The organism is Deltaproteobacteria bacterium, assembly GCA_016210005.1.
GTDB lineage: Bacteria > Desulfobacterota > Binatia > HRBIN30 > JACQVA1 > JACQVA1.
On record JACQVA010000103.1, the window covers coordinates 1 to 21,382 of the forward strand.

Sequence of the window (21,382 nt, forward strand, 5' to 3'; positions counted from 1 at the left end):
AAGATGACAGATTGCGTCCCTTTCGGCCATGGGCCTCGGCCTGACAGTACACAGTACTGTCAGACTGGTGAGGATTTGCCCGGTCGGCTGCACGTTACCCACAGATTTGTCGCACACCCACGGGTCGACGCGCCGTTGCAATCGTGCCACGGGCGTTATAGCGTTCGCCGACTTTTGCTCGAACGCGAACACGGATTTGTTATCGCGCGACGACGTGGACGATGTGGCCGTTGGTTGTTTGGTGGGTGGTACTTGAAGGGCTCGGGCTGCTGTCCCTGCCGCTGACCTTCCGCGTCTTCGCCGGCGCCGAGGACCGCGGCTACCCGTTTGCCAAGATCACCACCGTCCTGCTCCTTACTTACGGCTCGTGGATGTTGGCTTACGCCGGCATCGCTTTTGGTACCGCGCTGATCAGCGCGCTCGTGCTTCTGGTCATCGCCAGTGCCTGGTTGGCGGTGCGCCAGCGCAGCGAGTTGCTGGCCTGGCTGGCCGGCGGCGGCCGAACCCTGATCTTGTGCCACCTGGCGGTGTGGACGGCCGGCTTTCTCTTCTTCGCGTGGCAACGCGCGCTCAGCCCGGACATTTTCGGGGCCGAGAAGTACATGGACTTCGCCTTCTTCAACACCTTGTCCCGCACGGCCGTGATGCCGCCCGAGGATCCGTGGATGGCGGGCAAGCCCTTCAACTACTACTACTTCGGCTACCTGATGTTCGCCAACTTGGCGCGACTCATACCGGTGCCCAGCCACATTGCCTACAACCTCTGCGTCGCCACGGTCGGAGGGCTGCTGGCGAGCGGGGTGGTGGCGCTGGCGTGGCGGCTGACTCGGCGCTGGCCGTTCGCGCTGCTGGCGGGCGCCATGGCTGCCGTGCTCGGCAATCTCGATGGCTTCTTGCAGGCGTGGGAGAAGGGCTCGCTGACGCAGCTGGACTACTGGCGCTCCTCGCGCGTGGTGGCCAAGGGCGACACCATCAACGAGTTCCCGTTCTTCAGCACGATTCACGGCGACCTCCACCCGCATTTCATGGTCTTGCCCGTCACCATGCTGCTGCTGGCGCTGCTGCTGGACCGCCGGCTGTTCGCTCCGCGCGAGGGTGAGGATGCCTATTCGTTCCGCGCGCTGGTGCCCTTTGCCCTGCTGGCCTTCGTGCTCGGCGCGATGATCGTGATCAGCACCTGGGAGTTGCCGGTCGGGGTCATGATTGCGGTTCTACTCGCCGGCCGGTTCGAGCCGTTGCGGCCGTTGGTGACCCGACCGCGCCTAACGTTGTTGCTGCGCATGGTGGGGGTGTTGGTGGCGGCCTACGTGCTGTTCCTGCCTTTCTACCTCGGTTTCTCCGCCCCGACGGTGGCGCCCGGCCCGCGTGAGCTGTGCCTCGGCTCAGCTTGCATCAAGGTAGCCAAGACCTCGCTGGCAGAGTTCGTAACCGTCTTCGGCGCGCTGCTGTTTCCCGGCGTACTACTGCTGCTGGTCACCGCCGGCAGGTCGCTGCCGGCGACTACCGAGGCGCGTCACTTGTTGATTGCCGCAGTAACACTAGCGGTGGTGGGAGCGGCCTTGGCCGGGAATGCCGTGATCGTCTTGCTGGTGGCGGTGGTGCTGGCGGCACTGGTGTGTGCCTACGCGCCGGCCGCAGCCAGCGGGGCCGAAGACGGTGCGGCCGAGGACCAGCGCGCGCCGTTCCTGCTGCTCTTGGCTGCCGGGGTGGCGCTGCTGGCTTGCGAGTTGTTCTACCTCAAGGACCCGTACGGTGAGAAGCTGTACCGGATGAATACCGTCTTCAAGCTGTACTTTCAGGCGTGGATTATGCTCTCGCTGGCAGCGCCTTGGTGCTTGCAGCGGTTGCTGGCGCGCACCTGGGCCTGGACGCCGGCACCGGGCGTGATTGCGGCGGCAATGGCAGCGCTGGTGCTGGCTTCGTGTGCCTATCCGCTCGGCATCACCGCCGGCCGCGCTGCCGGTGCCAGTGCGCGGGCGACGCTCGACGGCACCGCCTACCTGGCGCGCGAGCACCCCGACGACTTCGCCGCCATCGACTGGCTGCGCCGCAGTGTTCGCGGGCTACCGGTTATCCTCGAAGCCACCGGCGACCCCTACTCGTACTACGCCCGCTTCTCCGCCAACACCGGCCTGCCCACCGTCATGGGGTGGGCCAACCACGAAGGCCTGTGGCGCAGCCACGAGCCCGAAGTCGAGCAGCGCAAGAGCGAGGTGCGGCGGGTGTACGATGCCGCCACACTCGACGAGGTCGCGGCGCTGCTCGATCGCTACCGCGTGGAGTACATCGCCGTTGGCGACCTGGAGCGCAAGGATCATGCGCGCGGCTTGCAGAAGTTCAGCGCCTTGCCGGTGGCCTTCGGCCAAGGCAACACCACCGTCTATCGGCGCCGGTAGTTGTCAAGCTGAGCGGAGGTTCGACGAGCAAGCTCGAGGCATTCGATTCCCGAGTTTCCACCTTCGCTGCGCCGCGGTCCATGCGGGTTCTCATCGCGCTCACGTATTACCGGCCGCACGTCAGCGGCCTGACGATTTACGCGCAGCGGCTGGCCCAAGGCCTGGCGCGGCGGGGGCACGCGGTCACGGTGCTCACCTCGCGCTTCAGCGCGCGGCTGCCGGTGCGCGAGCGCGACGGCGATGGGGTGGAGGTGGTTCGGGTTCCGGTAATCACCAAGCTCAGCAAGGGCGTGCTCATGCCGCTATTTCCGCTCTATGCGGCGGCGTTGGCGCGGCGCCACGACGTCATCAACGCCCATCTGCCGCAGTTTGAGGCGGCGTTGCTCGCCGGCATTGGCCGCGCGCTCGGGCGCGCGTTGGTGCTGACCTACCAGTGCGATCTGCGCATGCCGCCGGGCCGCTTCAATCAGATGGTGCAGGCGAGCCTGACGCCGCTCAACGAGTTGGCGGCCCGGCTGGCAGACGCGGTCGTGGTCACCACCGCCGACTATGCCGCCCACTCCTCGTTCCTGCGCCGGCACCAGGGGAAACAGGTGGTGATCCCGACGCTCATCGACATGCCGCGGCCCGATTCCGCCGGCGGCGAACGCTTCGTGCGACGCTGGCAGCTGGAGGACACGGTGCGCATCGGCTTCGCCGCCCGCTTCGCCGCCGAGAAGGGGGTCGAGTATCTGCTCGAAGCCTTGCCCCGCGTGCTGCAGGAATTTCCCAAACTGCGGGTGGTGTTTACCGGGGCGTATCAGTACACGGTCGGCGAGGAAGCTTACCTCAAGTACCTGGCCCCGTTGCTGGCGGCCTTTCGCGAGCAGGTGGTCTTCCTCGACCTGCTCGACACCCAGGAGATGGCCAGCTTCTTCGCCGCCTGTGACGTGCTGGCGGTCACCAGCCTGAACTCGACCGAGTCGTTCGGCATGGTCCAGGTCGAAGCCATGCTTTGCGGCACCCCGGTGGTGGCGACCGACCTGCCGGGCGTGCGCGAGGCGGTACGGCGCACCGGCATGGGGCTGATCGTACCGCCGCGTGATCCGGCCGCGCTCGCCGAGGCGCTGATCCGAGTCCTGCGCCGCCGCTCCGAGTTCTGCCGGCCGCGGGAAGAGATCGTCGCACAGTTCGATCTCGAGGCGGCGCTCGCGGCTTACGAAAACCTGTTCAGCAAGTGCCTCGGGGCACGCGCCCCGGTGCGTTGATAGACTGGGCGCGGCATGTACGACGAGCAATACTACGAGGGCCATCGGCTGGACGAGGACCGCATCGCGTTGTGGTACTACGCTCGGGTCGTGCGCCGGCTGGGCCGGGCCGGCGGCCGCCTGCTCGACTACGGCTGCGGCACCGGGCACTTGCTCAAGCGACTCACCGGTGCTTTCGAGTCCTTCGGCTACGACGCCTCCGCCTATGCCCGCAGCCGCGCGCGGTTGACCGCCCCAGAGGCCGTTATTCTGGAAGAGTGGGCCTCGCTGCCGCCGGGCAGCCTGGATGTGGTGGTGGCGCTCCACACCTTGGAACATCTGCGCCGGCCGCACGCGGTCATGCCTCAGCTCGCCAACTTGCTGCGGCCCGGTGCCGTATTTCTCTTCGTGGTCCCTAATACCAACAGCTTGGGGCGACGGCTCAAGCGCGCCAACTGGTTCGGCCACCGCGACCCCACGCATTACAGCCTGCTGAGCCAAGGCGAGTGGGTCGAGCTGACGCGACGGGTGGGGCTGCAGCTCCTGTGGGTCAGCGGCGACGGCTGGTGGGACGCGCCCTACCTGCCCTTGATCCCCACCGCCATCCAGCGGCCGCTGTTCGGTGCGCCCGCCGCGCTGCAGCTGTTTGCCCCGATTGCCCGCCCCTTCCTGCCCGCAAGCATGGGTGAATGCCTGATCGTGGCCGCACGCCGGGTATAAGAGCATGGCATTATCCATGGCGATATCCGCCGCAATATCTCCGCTAGTGACTCGACCGCGCTCCGCCGGTTAACTGAATAGTTGCCGGTGTGGTGAGCAATTGCCGCAAGGTACTCACTTGATAAGTAACTCCTCATCGACTTGATCATACGGCGTGCTCCGGCACCGCCCTTGCTGACTGTCAGGCGGCCTCATTTGGGGTCGATGCTGGCCGTGTATCGAGCGCAATGGCTGCTGCCACCAAACCATCCCTCGACGCTGATCACAAGGAAGTCTCGTGCTGGCTCAGCGAGCTGCCTTCGTTGGAGCGCCGGCCGCCTCATCGCGCCGACGCGGCGGCGCTGGCCCGGATGCACGCGGGCGCGCCGCCGGCGGCGGCAGCCGGCGGCGCGGCGTTGGAGCCCGAGCTGATAGAGGCTTTCGGCGTCGAAGCCCGGGAGAGCTTGCATATCTGTGAAGAACTGCTGCTGCAGTTGCTCCAGCAGCCGAACAGCGACGAGGTCCGCTTCGCCCTCCTCCGCCGGCTGCACACGCTCAAGAGCGCGGCCGCGGCGGCCGGGCTCGAGGCGATGGCGGCACAGATCCATAACGCTGAGTCGTTGCTTGAAGCCGCGGCCACGGACCGTACCGACGACGATCACCTGACCGCCCTGCTGCTCCAGCTAACCGACGTGGTCGCCAGCCTGGTTGGTGAAGTCAGCCTACTGTGCATGGGCGGCGCCCGGCACCGCGCCCCGGTAGCTGTGAGCCCGGCGGGGGCGCGGCGGTTGCCGGCCTCCCGTTTGCAAGCCGTATCGCTCGAAGCCGCATTTCGCCGCCTGCACCCGGCGGTGCGCGAGGCGGCACGCCGTGAAGGCAAATTGGCCGAGCTGCGACTGCAGGGCGGCGCGTTCGGCGTGAGTCAGAGCGTGGTCAAGGCCCTGTTCGGGCCGCTACTGCATCTTGTCCGTAATGCGGTCGCACACGGGATCGAAGCCCCGGCAAAGCGCACTGCCGCCGGAAAACCGACCGCGGGCACGGTTTGCGTTGCCGGCGAGATCGGCCCCGACGGCGACTTGCTCGTCAGTGTCGCCGACGACGGCCGGGGTCTCGACTTCGCCGCCATCAGTGCCCAGGCGCACTCGCGTCAGTTGATTCCCGCCACCGCCGAACCCTCACGCGATGAACTGCTGCGCTTGATCTTCCATCCCGGCTTCTCGACCCGAGCGCAGGCCACGGATGTGGCTGGGCGCGGTGTCGGCCTGGATGTGGTGGTACACGAAGTCACCGCGTTGCGCGGCCAGATCGCGGTCAGTTCCGCCGACGGCGTCGGCACCACGGTGCGGTTGAGTATTCCTCGTCAAACCTGGGCCGACGCCGGCTCATTACCGTGAGTAGTAGCCCGCTTTCCGAGCCCTGCTGCCGGCGCCCGCCCCGCGTGCCGGGGCCCAGCCTCTAAGACCAAAGCCCGCCCCCATTGACAGCGGGTGCGTTTTCGGGCTAATTGAAAATGAGTTTCAAAATCTTCTTGGGCTGAGAGACGGACATGACGAGGCGGGCACACGATTCGGTTGGCAATCACTGGCGCAGGACAGCGATGCTGCGCCTTGTAATGCTGGCGCTGTCGCTCGTGCTGCGGGCGCCCGCGGCGGCGGCGATCGAGCCCGAGGCCGCCAAGCGCCTCTTGACGCTGCTCACCGCCGTTGGCGAGGAATACCGTGAGGGCCTGGACAACACCGGTGAGCTGGTGCGACCGCTCGAGTACGAGGAGGCGCGCAGTTTCCTTGCCGAAGCCCGCGTGCGCTGGCAGCAAGCCGCCGCTGACGACGCCGGTGAGGTGGCGCAACAACTCGCCGCGCTCGGCGCCGCCATTGAAACCAAAGCCGGCGCCGAGCAGGTGCTGGAGCAACTCGAAGCCGTGCGCCGGCAAATCCGCGTGACGGCTGGAGTCAGCGAGGAGATCTACCCGCCAGAGGCACCGTCGGCCGCACGTGGCGCGGCGGTCTTCCGGGAGCACTGCGTCGCCTGTCACGGCGCGCGCGGGGACGGGCAGGGGCCGGAGGCGGCGCGCCTGGAGCGCAAGCCGGCCGATTTTACCGATCCCCAGTTCATGCGGGGCGAGACGCCGTACGACTTCTTCCACGTCATCAGCGCCGGCAAGCGCGGCGCCGCGATGCCCGCGTGGCAGGACGTGCTCTCGGTGCAAGAGCGCTGGGATGTGCTGGCTCATGTGTGGCGGCTCGGGCAGACGCCAGCACAACTGGCGCAGGGCCAGGGCGTCTACCTCAGTCAGTGTGCCGGCTGTCACGGCGCCGGCGGGGACGGCAACGGCAGCTACGCCCCGCAATTGCTCACCCCGGTGGCGGATCTCACCGAGCCGGCACGGTTGGCGCAACGCACCGAAGCCGAGCTGTTCGATTTGGTTCGCAATGGCGTGGCCGGCACGGCGATGCCGGCTTTCCGCAATCTGACCGAAGACGAGCGCTGGAGCGCAATCGCGTTTCTGCGGCTGCTCTCGCTCGGCGGTCCCGGCGGCGGCAGCGGCCCAGCGCCGCCGAGCACTGGCGCGCCGGCGTCTCAAGGCGCTGCCGCCGCCAGCGCGCTGGCCGAGACCCGCCGCTTGTTGGCGGCGGCGCTGGCCGCGTATCGCGCCCGGCAGCCGCAAACGCTGGCGCTGGTTTCGGATGCCTACTTCGAGTTCGAGCCGAGCGAAAAGCCACTGGCCGTGCGGGCGCCCGGGCTCACCCGGCAGATCGAGGCGCGCTTTCTCGAACTGCGCGCGCTGGTTTCGCGCCCGGATGCGGAACCGCAGGTGGCCGGCGTGATAGCCGCCATCGAGGCCGATCTCGAGACCGCGAGCGCAGCAATGGCCCCCCAATCGGGCTCGTACGCGCTGTTCGCTCAGTCGGCGACGATCATACTGCGCGAAGGCTTCGAGGTCGTTCTCATCATCGGCGCTCTGGTGGCGTACGTGGTCAAGTCGGGCAATCCCCACATGCAGCGGTCGATCCTGCTCGGCGCCGGGGCCGGTCTGGCAGGCAGCGTCCTCACCGCCTACGGCCTCCTGAGCTTGCTGCACGGTACCGCGGGCCCAACCGCCGAGACCCTTGAAGGCGTGACGATGCTGTTGGCAACCGCGGTCTTGTTTTGGGTGAGCTACTGGCTGATCTCGAAGGTTCAAGCGGAGAAGTGGCAGCGGTACATTCAGGGCAAGGTGCAAGCTGCGCTCTCGCGCGGCAGCGTGATGACCCTGGCTGGCGCGGCCTTCCTGGCAGTCTATCGCGAGGGCGTCGAAACGGTGCTCTTCTACCGGGCGCTGGTCGGTTCGGCAGACGGAGCCATCGGCGCGATCGCCGGCGGCCTGGCCGCGGGCGCCGCCTTGCTGGCGGGGCTGTACTTGACGCTTCGTCGTTTCGGGCTGCGCCTACCGATCAAGCCGTTCTTCGTCGGCACCAGCGCGCTGCTTTACGGCATGGCGCTCGGGTTTGCCGGCAACGGCATTGCCGAGTTACAGGAGGCGGGTTGGATCGCGCTAACGCCGGTGGCCGGGGTGCCGCGAGTTGAGTTCCTCGGGCTTCACCCAACACTCGAAACGTTGTTGGCGCAAGGAGCGCTGGTGGCGCTGGTGATCTACGCGGGTGCGTCCACACTGCGGCGCCGGGCGGCCCGGCCTTCGCCGCTCGACAACCGGCCGCCGCAAACCGGAGCGAGAATCGCTGAGGACTTGCGTCTAGCGGCGGGCGAGGCGTCGCCAATGCAAACGAGGTGAGCGGCGTCGTTCGGCGATCACCGAGCGGCAGCCAAAGTGCGAGCAAGACACGAGGGAGAAGGAGAAGACATGAAAGTCTGGCAGTTCTTGATGGTAACGGTAACGGTCGCGGTGACGGCGGCGGCCGCGCCGGCGCGGGCACAGGACGCCGGCGCGCGCGAGCGGATGAAAGAGCTGGAGCGCCGGCAGGAGCAACTCGCCGACGAGCTGCAGCGGCTGCGCCAATCCCTGGAGCAGCAGAAGACCGAGAAGAAGGTCGAGGAGGTGGAGCGCCGCCAAGGCATTCTAACGGACGAGCTGCGGCGGTTGCGCGAGGCCGTGGTCTTGCCCGAGACCCGCGAGCTCAAGAGCGCGTATGGCCTCGGACCGGCGGCCTCGAAGGTTTACGGCCTCGAGCGCGGGCTCTCGATCGGCGGCTACGGCGAGGCCAACTTCAAGAACGTGGTCTCCGACCGCGGCTCGACCCGTGACGAGTTCGATTTCCTGCGCTTGGTGCTCTACGCCGGATACAAATTCAACGATTGGATCGTCTTCAACTCCGAGACCGAGTTCGAGCACGCCTCGACCGGCAAGAAGGGCGAGGTCTCGGTCGAGTTCGCCAATCTCGACTTTCTCTTCCATCCCATGGCGAATCTGCGCGCCGGATTGCTGCTGGTGCCGATGGGCTTCATCAACGAAATCCACGAACCGCCGTTCTTCCACGGCAACGTGCGTCCTCAGGTCGAGCAGCAAGTCCTGCCGTCCACCTGGCGCGCCAACGGCATCGGGCTGTTCGGCGAACTCCTGCCCGGCCTGCAGTATCGCACCTACGGCGTCACCAGTCTGGATGCCAAGAAGTTCCGTTCCGGCGGCATCCGCAGCGCGCGCCAGAGCGGCAGCGGCGAGCTGGCAGACGACTTCTCGTGGGTCGGGCGGCTGGACTACACGCTCCTGCCCGGCGCCTCGATCGGCGCGTCAGCCTACCTCGGCGAGCAAGGCCAGAACCAGGATTTCGGCGGCGTGAAAGCCGACGTCTTCACGCAGATCTACGAGGCCCACGCCCAGGTTCGCGCCCGCGGCCTCGAGCTGCGCGGGCTCGGCGCCCTGGTCCATGTCGGCGACGCCGAGGTGCTCAGCAATGACAAGACCATCAACCCCAGGGCAGGTGACCCGAGCAAGCTCGATCAGCCGGTCGCCGAGGTTATGCTGGGCTACTACGGTGAAATCGCTTATGACGTGTTGCCGCTGCTCATGCCCGACACCGCCCACTACCTCGCCCCCTGGTACCGCTACTCCCGCTTCGACACCCAGAACTCGGTGCCCGACGGCTTTCGCGCCGACAACACGCAAGACCGCAACATCCACGAGGTCGGCATCACCTACAAGCCGATTCCGCAGGTGGCGTTGAAACTCGACTACCGCGTTCAGGACGCCAAGACCGGCGAGTTGCCCGATGAGATCCGTGTTGGTGGCGGCTTTGTCTTCTAGACCGCCGGCCGCCGTGATTGCGGCGCTGGCCGGCTGTTTGGCCGGCGCGGTGTTGTCGCAGCCGGCAGAGGCTACGCTATTTCACTCGCGCGAGGAGGCGCTGCGGCTGGCTTTCCCCGACGCCGACCGCACCGAAGCGCACGACTTCTTCCTCACGCCCGAACAGCGCTCGGAAATCGAAAGCCGGGCCAAGGCGCCGCTCGATTCGAACCTGCTCACGGTCTACGTCGGGTACCGTGGCGACGAAAAGACGGGCTACGCGCTCCTCGACACACATGTGGTGCGGACGTTGCCGGAGACCTTCCTGGTGGTGCTGAGGCCGGACGGAGCGGTAGCCGCCACCCATGTGCTGGCTTTCTACGAGCCACTCGACTACCTGCCCGGGGAGCGTTGGCTGGTGCAGTTCCACGGCAAGCGATTGAGCGACGATCTGAACATCGGCCGCGGCATCGCCGGCATCACCGGCTCGACGCTGAGTTCGCGGGCGGTCGCCGGCGGCATTCGCCGGGCCTTGGCGATTCATGCTGTGCTGCTTGGAGGTCAGTAAATCGTGCGCTTCGTCATCAGCGGTGAGTGGAGCAAGAACCGGCTGCTCAAGGTGATCGTCTGGTGCTTCCTCGTCTACACCCTCATCCTCTGGCTCACCAACGCCGGGCTCTACTTCGCCAAGATGGGGCTGACGCCGACTTCCGTGGTCGAGTACTACCGCGGCAACCCCGAGCGCTTCCTCCAGCCGCGCTCGGCCTACGGGCTCCTGGAGATGCTGCACTTCCACAGCTTCGCCATGGGCATCCTGTTGCTGACGCTCACCCACCTGCTGCTGTTCGTGCCGATCTCGCCGGCCGTCAAGGCCTGGGGGATCGCCCTGGCATTTGCCGCCGGCCTTGCCGGCGAGCTGAGCGGCTGGGGCGTGCGCTTCGTCCACGTCGGCTTCGCTTATCTAAAGATCGCCTCCTTCCTGGTCTTGGAGGGTGTCATCTTGTGGCTGATGATTCTGGTAGCCTACGCGCTGCTGTTCGAATTGCCGAACGGATATGCGCAAAGCGATCCGCCGGCGCGCCCGTCATGAGCATGCTCCTCGCCGCTCTGATGGTTGCAGCCACAGTCGGATTGGCCCCAACCACCGAGGCCGAGATGGCACGCGCGGGCCAGCCGGTCATGGGTACCATCCTGCAGGTTACGGTTGTGGCCAGCGATAGTGCTACCGCCCGCAGCCTCGCTGACGCCGCGGTAACCGAGGCTCGGCGCTGGGACGATGTGCTCACGACCTGGAGGGCGGAAGGGGAACTGGCGCGTTTGAACGCCCGCGCCGGCCTCGGTGCGGCCCGCATCAGCCGTGAGCTGGCGGCGGCACTGCGGCAAATGCGGCAGTTGAGCGCTGCCACCGGCGGTGCCTTCGACCCCGGCGTTGGCCCGCTGGTAAGGGTCTGGCGCCGGCCCGGACCGCACGCCACCGCGCCCGCCGGCGCCGGCGGTTCTTACATCGATGATGCGGCGCTGACGCTGACGGGTGACGAAGCAGCCCTGGCCGCCGGAGCCGCTTTGGATGCCGGTGCTATCGGCAAGGGCATCGCGCTGGATGCGATTGCGGCGCGGTTGCGCGCCGGCGGTGCCGCGGCAGCGTTTCTCGACTTTGGCGGATCGAGTCAACTCGCAATCGGCGCGCCGCCTGAAGCACCTGAGGGGTGGCCAGTGCTGGTGGCGGGCGTCTTGCCGGGCAGCGCCCACGGCGTGATTGCTTTGCGCGATGCGGCGGCTTCGACCTCGCAAGCGCTGGGTGCCGGTGCCGAAGCCGGCCCGATAATCGACCCGCGGTCGGGGATGCCGGTCCGTCCTCCGCTCCTGGCCACCGTCCTGGCGCCGGATGCGACCACGGCGGATGCCTGGTCCACCGCACTCATCGTCATGGGCCGGGCGGGATTGACGCAAATCGACGCCAGCGGGCTGGCCGCGTTCATGGAAGATGCCAATGGGTCAGTGACGACGCGGCGCTTTCTGCTGCAAACACCGAGGCCAGCTACTTGGGCCAGTGCCCGCGCCAAACCCTAACAAGAAAAGGAATCTCACATGAAGGTTCAACCCGATCGTATGCACCGTCGAGGCGCGCTCACCGGCTACGGCGGCGGCCTCAGGGCGAAGACCTGGCTGCTGCTACACGAAGGCGTGCTGTTGGTCTGACCGCCGAGCCCGCGACGCGCAGCGCACACGGAAGCGGATTTCACCAGGGAGGGAAAATCGAATGAACAGCACGCGCCTGCCGGCGCTTTGCCTGGCGCTCGCGCTGTCGGGAGCCGCCGCCGCCTGGGCCGAGGAAGCCAGGAAGATCCGCGACAACTCCTTCCTGCTCGAGGAGGCTTACAACCAGGAGCCCGGGGTCATCCAGCACATCCAGGCCTTCCAGTACATGAAGGACGACTCCTGGGGCTACGCTTTCACCGAGGAGTGGCCGGCGCCGCGGGAAACGCACCAGTTATCCGTCACCGTCCCGGTGAATCATAGCGCCGGCGGCGGCGCGCAGACGGGCCTGGGCGATGTCCTGCTGAACTACCGCTACCAGCTGGTCTTGAAGGACCCGATCGCGCTTGCCCCACGGTTGTCACTGATTGTGCCGTCCGGGGATAACCAGAAGGGTTTCGGCGATGACGCCACTGGACTCCAGCTCAACGTTCCCTTCAGCTACGAGCTGGGCGACAAGTGGGTCACCCATTGGAACGCGGGCGCCACCTATGTCCCTGCGGCCAAGGGGCCGGCCGGCGGGCGCCGGGACAAGAGCGCTGTCAACTACGGAGCGAGCCTGATTCACTTGGTGTCGGAGAATTTCAACCTGATGGTCGAGGCCGCCGGCAACTCCGTCGAGGCCCTCGACGGCAATGGGCTGATGAAACGGGAGGACTCGTTCTTCATCAACCCCGGCCTGCGCTTCGCGCTCAACCACTACTCCGGACTGCAAGTCGTGCCGGGGCTCGGCATGCCGATCGGTGTCGGGCCGTCGCAAGGGGAATACGGGGTGTTCGTCTATCTGTCCTTGGAGCACCCCGCGTTTTGACCGCTCATGGCCCCTTGAACACGACCAGCGCCAGCGGCGGGAGGGTGATGACCAGGGAGCAGGGGCGGCCGTGGGTGGGGGTGGCTTCGGCGGCGACGCCGCCGGCGTTGCCCAAGTTGCTGCCGCCGTAGATGGCGGCGTCGCTGTTGAGCAGCTCGCGCCAGTAGCCGCCGTGGGGCACGCCGAGGCGGAACCGCAAGCGCGGCACGGGCGTGAAGTTGCACGCAATTGCCAGCACCTCGCCCGACTTGCTCCGGCGCAGATAACTAAGAGAGCTGTCGTCGCTGTCGTGACAATCGATCCACTCGAAGCCGGTGGCGTCACAGTCGAGCTGATGGAGGCCGGGCTCGGCGCGATAAGCGGTGTTGAGGTCGCGCACCCAACGCTGCAAGCCGCGGTGCGGGGCGTACTCGAGCAGGTGCCAGTGCACGCTCTCGTCGTGATGCCACTCGTGCCATTGCCCGATGTCGGCACCCATAAACAGCAGCTTCTTGCCCGGTTGCGTGTACATGTAGCCGAGCAGCAGCCGCAGGTTGGCAAAGCGCTGCCAGTCGTCACCCGGCATCTTGTTCAGCAGCGAGCGCTTGCCGTACACCACCTCGTCGTGCGACAGCGGCAGAACGAAATTTTCAGTGAAGGCGTAAAGCATCCGGAAAGTGAGATCGTTGTGATGGAACTTGCGATGCACCGGGTCGCGGGCGATGTACGACAGCGTGTCGTTCATCCAGCCCATGTCCCACTTGAAGCCGAAGCCGAGGCCGCCGACGTAAGTCGGGCGTGACACCATGCCCCAGGCGGTCGATTCCTCGGCGATGGTGATGACCCCGGGGTGCTGGCCGTAAACCTGTTCGTTGAAGCGGCGCAAGAAGGCCACGGCTTCGAGGTTCTCGCGGCCGCCGTACTCGTTGGCCAGCCACTGGCCGTCGTGCCGGCCGTAGTCGAGGTAGAGCATCGAGGCCACCGCGTCCACCCGCAGCCCGTCGATGTGGTACTTGTCGAGCCAGAAGAGCGCGTTGCTGATGAGGAAGTTGTCGACCTCCCAGCGGCCGTAGTTGAAGATCAGCGTGCCCCACTCGCGGTGCTCGCCCTTGCGCGGGTCGGCGTGCTCGTAGAGGTGGGTGCCGTCGTAAAAGGCCAGGCCGTGCTCATCGCGCGGGAAGTGTGCCGGCACCCAATCCATCAGCACGCCGAGGCCGCGCTGGTGCAGGGTGTCGATCAGGAACATCAGGTCTTGCGGTGTGCCGAAGCGGCTGGTCGGGGCGTAGTAGCCGATGGTCTGATAGCCCCAGCTGGCGTCGAACGGGTGTTCGGTCAGGGGTAGGAACTCGACGTGGGTGTAACCCATCTCGCAAACGTAGTCGGCGAGCTTGGCGGCCGCTTCGCGATAAGTCAGCCAGCGATTGCCGTCTTCCGGCACGCGCATCCACGAGCCCAGGTGCACTTCGTACACGGCCATGGGCGCAGCCAGCGGATCGTTGTGCCGGCGCCGCTCCAGCCACTGGCCATCACCCCAATCGTAGCCGGTGAGGTCCCACACCTTGGAGGCGCTGCGCGGGCGGATCTCGCTGGCGAAGGCGTAGGGGTCGGCCTTCTCCACCTTGTAGCCGTTGTTCTTGGAGGCGATGAAGTACTTGTACAGTGCGCCGACGCCGATGCCGGGGATGAAGCACTCCCAAATGCCGGCTTCCTGATGCCGCAGGACCATCGGATGCGAGCGCGCATCCCAACTGTTGAAATCGCCGACGACGGAGACTGCCGCCGCGTTGGGGGCCCAGACGGCGAAGCGGGTGCCGCGCTGGCCGTCAACCTCGATGAGATGCGCGCCCAGCTTCTCGTAGCTGCGGTAGTGCGTGCCCTCGGCCAGCAGGTGGAAGTCGTATTCAGTCAGGAACGGTGAACTCATCACAGGCCTCGGCACCGAACTCAGGCCACGCCCGCCTCGCGCCGCATTTGTTCCCCGAGCTTGCGGTTCATCCACGCCACCAGCCACGGGGCCAGGCGTTTGGTGTAGTACGCGAACCAGGCCTCGGGCGAAATCGGCGCCACCGCGCGGTTGCGCTGCACCGCCTTGAGGAGGTTCTCGGCCACGCGCTCGGGCGGATAATTGCGGCGCCGGAACAGCGCGATCATGCGCTCGCGCGCCTCGGGTCCGGCCTGTATCCCGCGCAGCCGTGCGCTCTGCGTGATCGGGGTGTTGATCACCCCCGGGCAGACGGCGGTGACCCCGATGTGATCGCGGTAGAGCTCATCGCGCAGGGCTTCAGATAATCCCAGCACCGCGAACTTGGTGGTGCTGTAGGCCAGCAGCGCCTCAGCCGCGACAAACCCCGCGGTCGAAGAGACGTTGATCACGTGGCCGCCGCGGCCGCGTTTGACCATTGCCGGCACGAAGAAGTGGCAGCCGTGAATCACGCCCCATTGATTGATACCGACGATCCAATCCCAGTCCTCGAGCGAGGTGTCCATGAAGCCCCCGCCCAGCGCCACGCCGGCGTTGTTCATTAGAATGTCGACCGCCTCGACCTGCGCGTGGACCGCGGCGGCGAACTCGTGCAGGTCGTGCCGGCTGGCGACATCGACCCGCCGGGCCAATACTTCACGGCCGAGCGCGCGGAGCTCGCGTTCGGTCTCGGCCAGAGCGCTCTCGTTGACGTCACAGATGGCCAGGCTGGCGCCCCGACGCGCGCACGCCAGCGCGGTGGCCTTGCCAATGCCACTGGCAGCGCCGGTAACCAGTACCATCTTCCCGCTGAGGTCTCTCACGTCCATGGCTGTGCTTCTTCGCAAGCCCAGGGGCAGCCGTCAACCGCCGTCAACCGGTGCAAGTTCGCATCTTCCATCCTGAGCGCGAAACTGTTACCAGCTATTGGGCAAAACCCGAGCGCGCTGTCTTCATCGCGGCGCCGGCACTTGGGTTGCCGTTGGTTCTGTAACCTCAAGGGGGACCGTATGATGCACCTGTGGCGCGCGGTAGTTGTTCTGGCGGTTTCGAGCGTAACCATCCTGCCGGCGTGGGCCGACGTCAGCCCACCGCTCGAGGTCGCCATCGAGGCGGCCAGCGAGCCGGCGGGCGGCGACGGCGGCTTCGAGCTGCGGTTGTCGGTAACCGTGCCGCAACTCGCCACCAATCCCGAGGCCAGCGTCAAGCTGACGTTGACTGCCAGCGGCAGCGTCCGCGTGCTCGGGCAAAGCCAGTGGCTGATCGAAAGCTTCGAGCCGGGCCGGCCACAGGACGTCACCGCTGCGGCTGCGGTCGAGGGTTACGGCGACGGCAGTGTGCGCCTCCAAGCGGAGAGCTTCGACGCCAACGGCCGCCGCCTGTGGGGCAAGGCCGATGAGCTGTTCGTGTTGCAGACCCCGGGTGATTTTCTGGCGGGGAAGAGCAGCGCGTTCGAACTCAAGCGCGAGAAGCTGCGGCGCGACTTGTCGCGCCGGCATCTGACGGCGGCGGAATATGAGGAAGAGGTGCAGCACCTCATCGAGGGCCGGGAGCTGCGCTTCGAGGCCGCCATGCACGGCGCGCCCACAAAAAAAAAGACCGCTGAGGCGCCGGCGCCGCGGGCGGTGGTCGCCAACGTCACCGTCAGTGGCACCGCCAAGTACACCCATCGCACAGCCGCCAACACCTACGCCGCGGCGGCCGATGCCCGGCCCGTAGTCGGTGCCATCGTCCGCTTCTTCGACCGCGACGGTGCCACCGACACCGCCTTGAACAGCACTCCGGCCACGGTCACCACTGATGCCGCAGGCCATTACAGCGCCACCGTTCCCGGCACCCGCACCGACGGCGTAACCGCGGTCAATCTCGTCGTCGGACTGCTCTCGCAGAGCGACAGCGCGCTGATCGGGCCGCGCGGCCGCACCAACGTCTACGTCAAGAAGAGCACGGCCGTTGCCGTCGATGCTGCGGCCAAGACCGTCGATATCCTCGCCGACAGCTCGGATGCCACCGTGCTGGCCGCCTTCGCGATTCAGGAAGCCATGCGCGTGGCCTTCAATTTCGTGCGCGACAACAACGCCCGTACCGGCGTCGGCGCGGCCCCGGTGCAGATCTGGGCCGAATATCCCGGCGACAACGCCAATGGCTCGTACTTCTCCACCAGCGGCGGCGACCATCTCAACATCGGCCAGAACCACGCCCACGATTGGGACGTGCTCACGCACGAGTACGGCCACTACGTCCAGAAGATCAACGCCACCACCGCCAACCCCGGCGGCACCCACTACATCAACGGCAACAACACCGGCTTGGTGCAAACCTTGAGTGACGGCAGCAACCGCACCCTGACCAAGGAGCAAGGCACCCAGTTGGCCTGGGGCGAAGGCTGGCCGACCTTCTTCGGCACCAACCTGCAGATCGCCAGCGGCGCCGGCGCCTTCGGCATATACACCGCGGGTGACACGGTCTACACCGATACCGGCAACAACTTCAAATACGCCCTCGAAGCCAACTCCGATGCCGACGTCGGTGCCGGTACGGGCGAGGACAACGAGCTGTCGGTGCAGCGCTTGCTGTGGGATTTCGCCGACGGGCCGCAGGACGGGCACGACGAAGTCACCTTCGGCACCGACGAGATGTGGAAACAGCTCAACAGCGCGCCTAAGCCGGTGACGCTCGATCAGTTCCGCGCCAAGTTCGACGGCCTGACGCCGCCCGCGGGCAATTACGGCTACTCCACCGGTAGTGCCGAGGAGAACCGCATCAAGTACGGCCGCATTTACTTCGACCACAACGTCGGCCCCGAGCCGCTGGAGCCGAAAGACAACTTCTCGGGCGCCACGCCGCCGAAATTTCGCTGGAAGACCAAAGGCGCCGGCAATGCCCCCAGCTACCACTTCAACAAGTTCAATGTCGTCTTCTTCAAGAAGGACTACAGCGCCGTGGTCTTCACCTCGCCGGAAATCCCGACCGCAGCCGGCGCCCTGGCCGGTGACGGCTTGACCGCGGAATGGACGCCGACGGCCGAGCAATGGACCGCAATCACTTCGGGTGACCAGCTGCTCCACTGGGTAGTCCAGGGCACCAACGACACCCTGGCACCGGCCACCGGCCCCTATCGCGGACTCGACCGCACCATCGGCGGCCTCAGTATCGTCTTTGTCATCGACGACACCGGCAGCATGTCGCAGGAAATCGGCGGCGTGCGCGACGGCCTGACCGAGTTCATCAACGCCTTGCGCGCCCTGGGGCTGAGCCAGCCGCCGCTGATCGAGGTCATTACTTTCAAGGACGGCTGGAGCCGGCAGATCGCCTCGCGCAACCTCGATGAAGTCCAGGCCGTCGTCAGCGGACTCTATGCCGACGGCGGCGGCGACTGCCCGGAGGCCTCGGCCGAGGCGCTGCTGGCGGCGCTCAACGATCTCGGGCCGGCCGAAGCCGGCCTCAACGGCGTGATCATCTTCGCCACCGATGCCTCGCCCCATGCCGGCTTCGATCTCACCGGCATCAAGCTGCGGGCGCTCGCTAAAGGGGTTATCATCTATCAATTGGTGACAGGCGATTGCAATTCGGACGGTGGCTTGCCGGCCGGCGCCGCCGCCACCGGCTGCAGCAAGGCCTCGGACAACCACGACCCCAGCTATGTCCCGCCGCCGCCCGATCCCTCCGAGCCGCGCTGGCCGAGCGACGTGATCTGCCCGACCTGCCCGGTGAGCGAGGACGTCGGCCCGGCGCTGTCGCCCAACGTGCTCAAGCCGGTCGGCGATTACACCCTGCCGGGAGCCAGCTCGGTGGCCAGCTTCACCGATCTCGCCACCGCCTCGCCTAACGGCCAGTTCCTCTACCTGCCGGGCGTCAAGAGCGGCGATCCGGAACCGTTCAAGCACGCGGTTACCAACGCCGCCCTGGCCTCGGTCATTCCCACCATCATCGGGGTGCAGCCCGGCGACGGCTACGCCGGGACGACGATGGATGTGCTGATCCTCGGCGGCAGCACCAACTTCCAGTCATCGAGCGCCCTGTCGTTCAGCGGCGCCGGCATCACCGTGAACAGCGTCACCCCGCTGGCCCCGACCACGCTGCAAGCCAACCTCACCATCGATTCGGCGGCCGCGACTGATTTCCGCGACGTGAGCGTGACCACCAACCTCGGTGGCGGTAGCATCGAGAGCGCCGGCGGCAGCGGCCAGTTCCGCATCCGCGGCGCCAGCGCCTATGCCGTGCTCACCAGCGTTACGCCCGCTACCATCGCTCGCGGCACGCAGGCCCGGCTGCGCATCAGCGGCGCCAACACCCACTTCGTCGCCGGCAATACTACGGTGACGATGGGCAACTACTCCAAGACTGGCGTGACGACCGATGCTGTAACCGTGTTGAGCCCGACCCTGTTGCAGGTCGACGTCACGATCGCGGACACGGCATCGCTCGGGTTCCACCCGCTTGCCGTTAGCACGGGCTATGAGTACGTGTATCTCAACAACACGCTGGCCGTCGTGACCTCGCTGACACCACCAGTGACGATACCGTCAATCGTCTCGGTGGCGCCCAATTCCGGGTTGCAAGGCGCGACCGACCTCGCTCTCGCCGTTACCGCCATCAACACCAACTTCGTCAACGGCACCACTGCCGGCAACATCAGCGGCAGCGGCATCACGGTGAAATCCACCACCGTGAGCAGCCCGACCACGGCCACGCTGCGGATCGACATCAGCGCCGGCGCCGAACTCGGCTTCCGCGATGTGCAGCTGACCACCGGCGGTGAGACCGCCGTCCTGGTCGACGGCTTCCAAGTACTCGCCGGCGCGGCCGGCTGCACCGGCGACTGCGGCGGCGACGGCACCGTCACGGTTGACGAGTTGGTCAAGGGCGTCAACATCGCCCTCGGGCTGACGGCGCTGAGCGAATGCCCGGTGTTCGACTCCGGGCGCGACGGCACAGTGACCGTCGATGAGCTGGTGCAAGCGGTCAACTACGCTCTCGGGAGCTGCCCCGCGCCGCCGGCAACCGTCACCCCAACGGTGTCCGGAAGCGTGCCGCCGACGCCGACGGTGACCGGAACTGGTGCGCCCTCACCAACGGTGACGCAAACGCCGGGAAGCAGCGGTGTTGCCGAAGCAGTGGCCGGCGGTGCGGTGACGGTGGCCAACGGCATGGGCATGATCCCCTCTCTGGTCACCGCCATCGTCAGCGGCCTGCAATTCAGCGGCGCAGCCAGCCTCGATGACGCCGGCGCACTGGTTTTCAGCGCCGAGGGCGGCGGTGCGGGTGCCTGCCCCAAGGGCGGCTCGGCCACCAGCACCGGCAGCTTCCCCAACCTGAACGCAACCCTGACCAACTGCACGCTCGCCACCGCCGACGGCCTGCTCGTGCTCAACGGCACCGTGGCCTTGAACGGCTTCCTCACCATCAACATGACCGTGAACGTCGAAGTGCAGTTCAAAGACCCCACCGGCACTACCACACGGATGACCGCCACCGCCACCAACCTCGCCGGCACCATCAGCCCCAGCCTCGGCGGCAGTTGCTACGTCACGGCGGCGACGCTGCAGATCACCGGCGGGAGCTTGAGCCTGGACATTCCGGGAGTCGGCAGCACTAGCGTTACCTTCGACAACACCAGCGTGGCGGTTTCGGTTGCCAACTTCAACGCCGACTGCGTACCGGTGAAGTACACGCTCACTTTCAACGGCACCGCGACCTTGGCGGTCACCTCGACCGCCGGTGCGGCCGCGACCAACTCGTTCGCGGTGACCTTCAACAACTTCGTCATCGGCCAGGACGCGCGCACCGCGCCGACGCAAACGACTCTCGACGGGGGTATCACCGCCGCTTGCTTCGGCGGTACGATGACGTTGCAGACGCTGACGCCGCTGACCCAAGCGGTTGGACAAGCCTGCCCCAACAGCGGGGTGATTCGTGTCACGCCGGCAGCCGGCTCGGCCTTCGATATCCGCTATCTCGCCGGCGGCCAGGTCGCCCTCGACACCAACCTCGACGGCACCGCCGAGCAGACCTATCCGTCGTGCCTGTCGCCGCAGCTACTCACTTGCGCCGGCGCCAACACCCCGACACCAACCCGCACTGTCACCGGCGGCACCGCCGCGACCAGCACGCCGACTACGCCAGTGCCGCCGACTGCGACCGCGACGGGGACGCGTTCCGGCACGCCGCCTCACAGCGCCACGCCGACGCGAACGGCGCCGGGCACGGTCTTGTCCACGGCTACGCCGACTCCGACCACAACTCCCGGCACTTACGTGTACTGTGACACCATCACCGAGCCGCTGGCGATTCCCGATGCGGAACTCGACGACGAGGGCTACTACATCGGGGCGCTCGACTACATCGATATCCCCGACAACCTACCGATCACCGACGTCAATGTCCGCGTGCAAGTCGATCACACCTGGATCGGCGACCTGGTGGTGTTCGTCGATCACTTGGAGACCGAGACCTTCGCCACCTTGCTCGATCGGCCCGGCCGGCCGGCAAACGACTACGGCTGCAGCAAAGACAACCTCGAGTGCACCTTCGATGACCAGGCCGCGGCCCCGGCCGAGGACGAGTGCTCGGAAACGCCGCCCGCGATCGGCGGCAGCGTCAGCCCGACCGAGCCGCTCGACGTCTTCAACGGCGAGAGCAGCCAGGGCACGTGGGTGTTGAGCGTCTACGACGTCAGCGCGCAAGACTCCGGCAGTCTGGTGCACTGGTGTGTGGAGATTCGCTAGCCCAGCCGCCGCGGGTAGTTGAGCTTGTTCGCAGCTGAACCCCTCACCCCTCTCCCCGCACAGCGATGCAGGGAGAGGGAGCAATACCCGCAGGGATGCCGGTAGCTCTGCC

Annotated in this window: 14 protein-coding genes; 12 read left to right on the forward strand and 2 right to left on the reverse strand. The window is 66.7% G+C overall.

Annotated elements, in window-relative coordinates:
* Positions 1 to 221: 221 nt before the first annotated feature.
* The 11 genes from HY699_10105 to HY699_10155 all read left to right on the forward strand — a co-directional run bounded on the left by HY699_10105 (position 222) and on the right by HY699_10155 (position 12,603).
* Positions 222 to 2,396, forward strand: coding sequence for a hypothetical protein (locus HY699_10105; protein MBI4516151.1), 2,175 nt, complete (start codon positions 222 to 224; stop codon positions 2,394 to 2,396).
* 80 nt (positions 2,397 to 2,476) lie between these two features.
* On the forward strand, positions 2,477 to 3,643 hold the full coding sequence (locus HY699_10110) for a glycosyltransferase family 4 protein (protein MBI4516152.1): 1,167 nt from the start codon (positions 2,477 to 2,479) through the stop codon (positions 3,641 to 3,643).
* Between the two features lie 15 nt (positions 3,644 to 3,658).
* Positions 3,659 to 4,342, forward strand: a complete 684-nt coding sequence (locus HY699_10115; GenBank protein MBI4516153.1) for a class I SAM-dependent methyltransferase — start codon at positions 3,659 to 3,661, stop codon at positions 4,340 to 4,342.
* Between the two features lie 227 nt (positions 4,343 to 4,569).
* The gene (locus HY699_10120) at positions 4,570 to 5,715 is read left to right on the forward strand and encodes an Hpt domain-containing protein (protein ID MBI4516154.1); all 1,146 of its coding nucleotides are present in this window, start codon (positions 4,570 to 4,572) and stop codon (positions 5,713 to 5,715) included.
* A gap of 203 nt (positions 5,716 to 5,918) precedes the next feature.
* A complete protein-coding gene (locus HY699_10125; protein ID MBI4516155.1) occupies positions 5,919 to 8,090 on the forward strand; it encodes a c-type cytochrome in 2,172 nt (723 codons plus the stop codon).
* 69 nt (positions 8,091 to 8,159) lie between these two features.
* Entirely contained in the window at positions 8,160 to 9,557 is a 1,398-nt protein-coding gene (locus tag HY699_10130; GenBank protein ID MBI4516156.1) for a hypothetical protein, read from the forward strand.
* Positions 9,523 to 10,104 carry an FMN-binding protein gene (locus tag HY699_10135; GenBank protein ID MBI4516157.1) on the forward strand — a complete coding sequence of 194 codons (582 nt, stop codon included), beginning with the start codon at positions 9,523 to 9,525 and terminating at the stop codon, positions 10,102 to 10,104. Before HY699_10130 ends, HY699_10135 begins: the two co-directional genes overlap by 35 nt.
* Before the next feature lie 3 nt (positions 10,105 to 10,107).
* The gene (locus HY699_10140) at positions 10,108 to 10,626 is read left to right on the forward strand and encodes a hypothetical protein (protein MBI4516158.1); all 519 of its coding nucleotides are present in this window, start codon (positions 10,108 to 10,110) and stop codon (positions 10,624 to 10,626) included.
* Positions 10,623 to 11,606 carry an FAD:protein FMN transferase gene (locus HY699_10145; GenBank protein MBI4516159.1) on the forward strand — a complete coding sequence of 328 codons (984 nt, stop codon included), beginning with the start codon at positions 10,623 to 10,625 and terminating at the stop codon, positions 11,604 to 11,606. The genes HY699_10140 and HY699_10145 overlap by 4 nt, the downstream gene beginning before the upstream one ends.
* Before the next feature lie 18 nt (positions 11,607 to 11,624).
* Entirely contained in the window at positions 11,625 to 11,735 is a 111-nt protein-coding gene (locus HY699_10150; protein ID MBI4516160.1) for an MGMT family protein, read from the forward strand.
* 61 nt (positions 11,736 to 11,796) lie between these two features.
* Positions 11,797 to 12,603, forward strand: coding sequence for a transporter (locus HY699_10155; GenBank protein MBI4516161.1), 807 nt, complete (start codon positions 11,797 to 11,799; stop codon positions 12,601 to 12,603).
* 4 nt (positions 12,604 to 12,607) lie between these two features.
* Here the strand turns inward: HY699_10155 and glgB are convergent, their stop codons facing one another.
* Positions 12,608 to 14,506, reverse strand: a complete 1,899-nt coding sequence (glgB, locus tag HY699_10160; protein MBI4516162.1) for a 1,4-alpha-glucan branching protein GlgB — start codon at positions 14,504 to 14,506, stop codon at positions 12,608 to 12,610.
* A gap of 20 nt (positions 14,507 to 14,526) precedes the next feature.
* Positions 14,527 to 15,372 (reverse strand): SDR family NAD(P)-dependent oxidoreductase, encoded by an 846-nt coding sequence (locus tag HY699_10165; protein MBI4516163.1) that lies wholly within the window; start codon positions 15,370 to 15,372, stop codon positions 14,527 to 14,529.
* 180 nt (positions 15,373 to 15,552) lie between these two features.
* Here HY699_10165 and HY699_10170 point away from each other — a divergent pair, with 180 nt between their 5' ends.
* Complete coding sequence (locus HY699_10170; GenBank protein ID MBI4516164.1) at positions 15,553 to 21,270, forward strand: hypothetical protein; 5,718 nt, start codon at positions 15,553 to 15,555, stop codon at positions 21,268 to 21,270.
* The last annotated feature ends 112 nt before the right edge of the window (positions 21,271 to 21,382 follow it).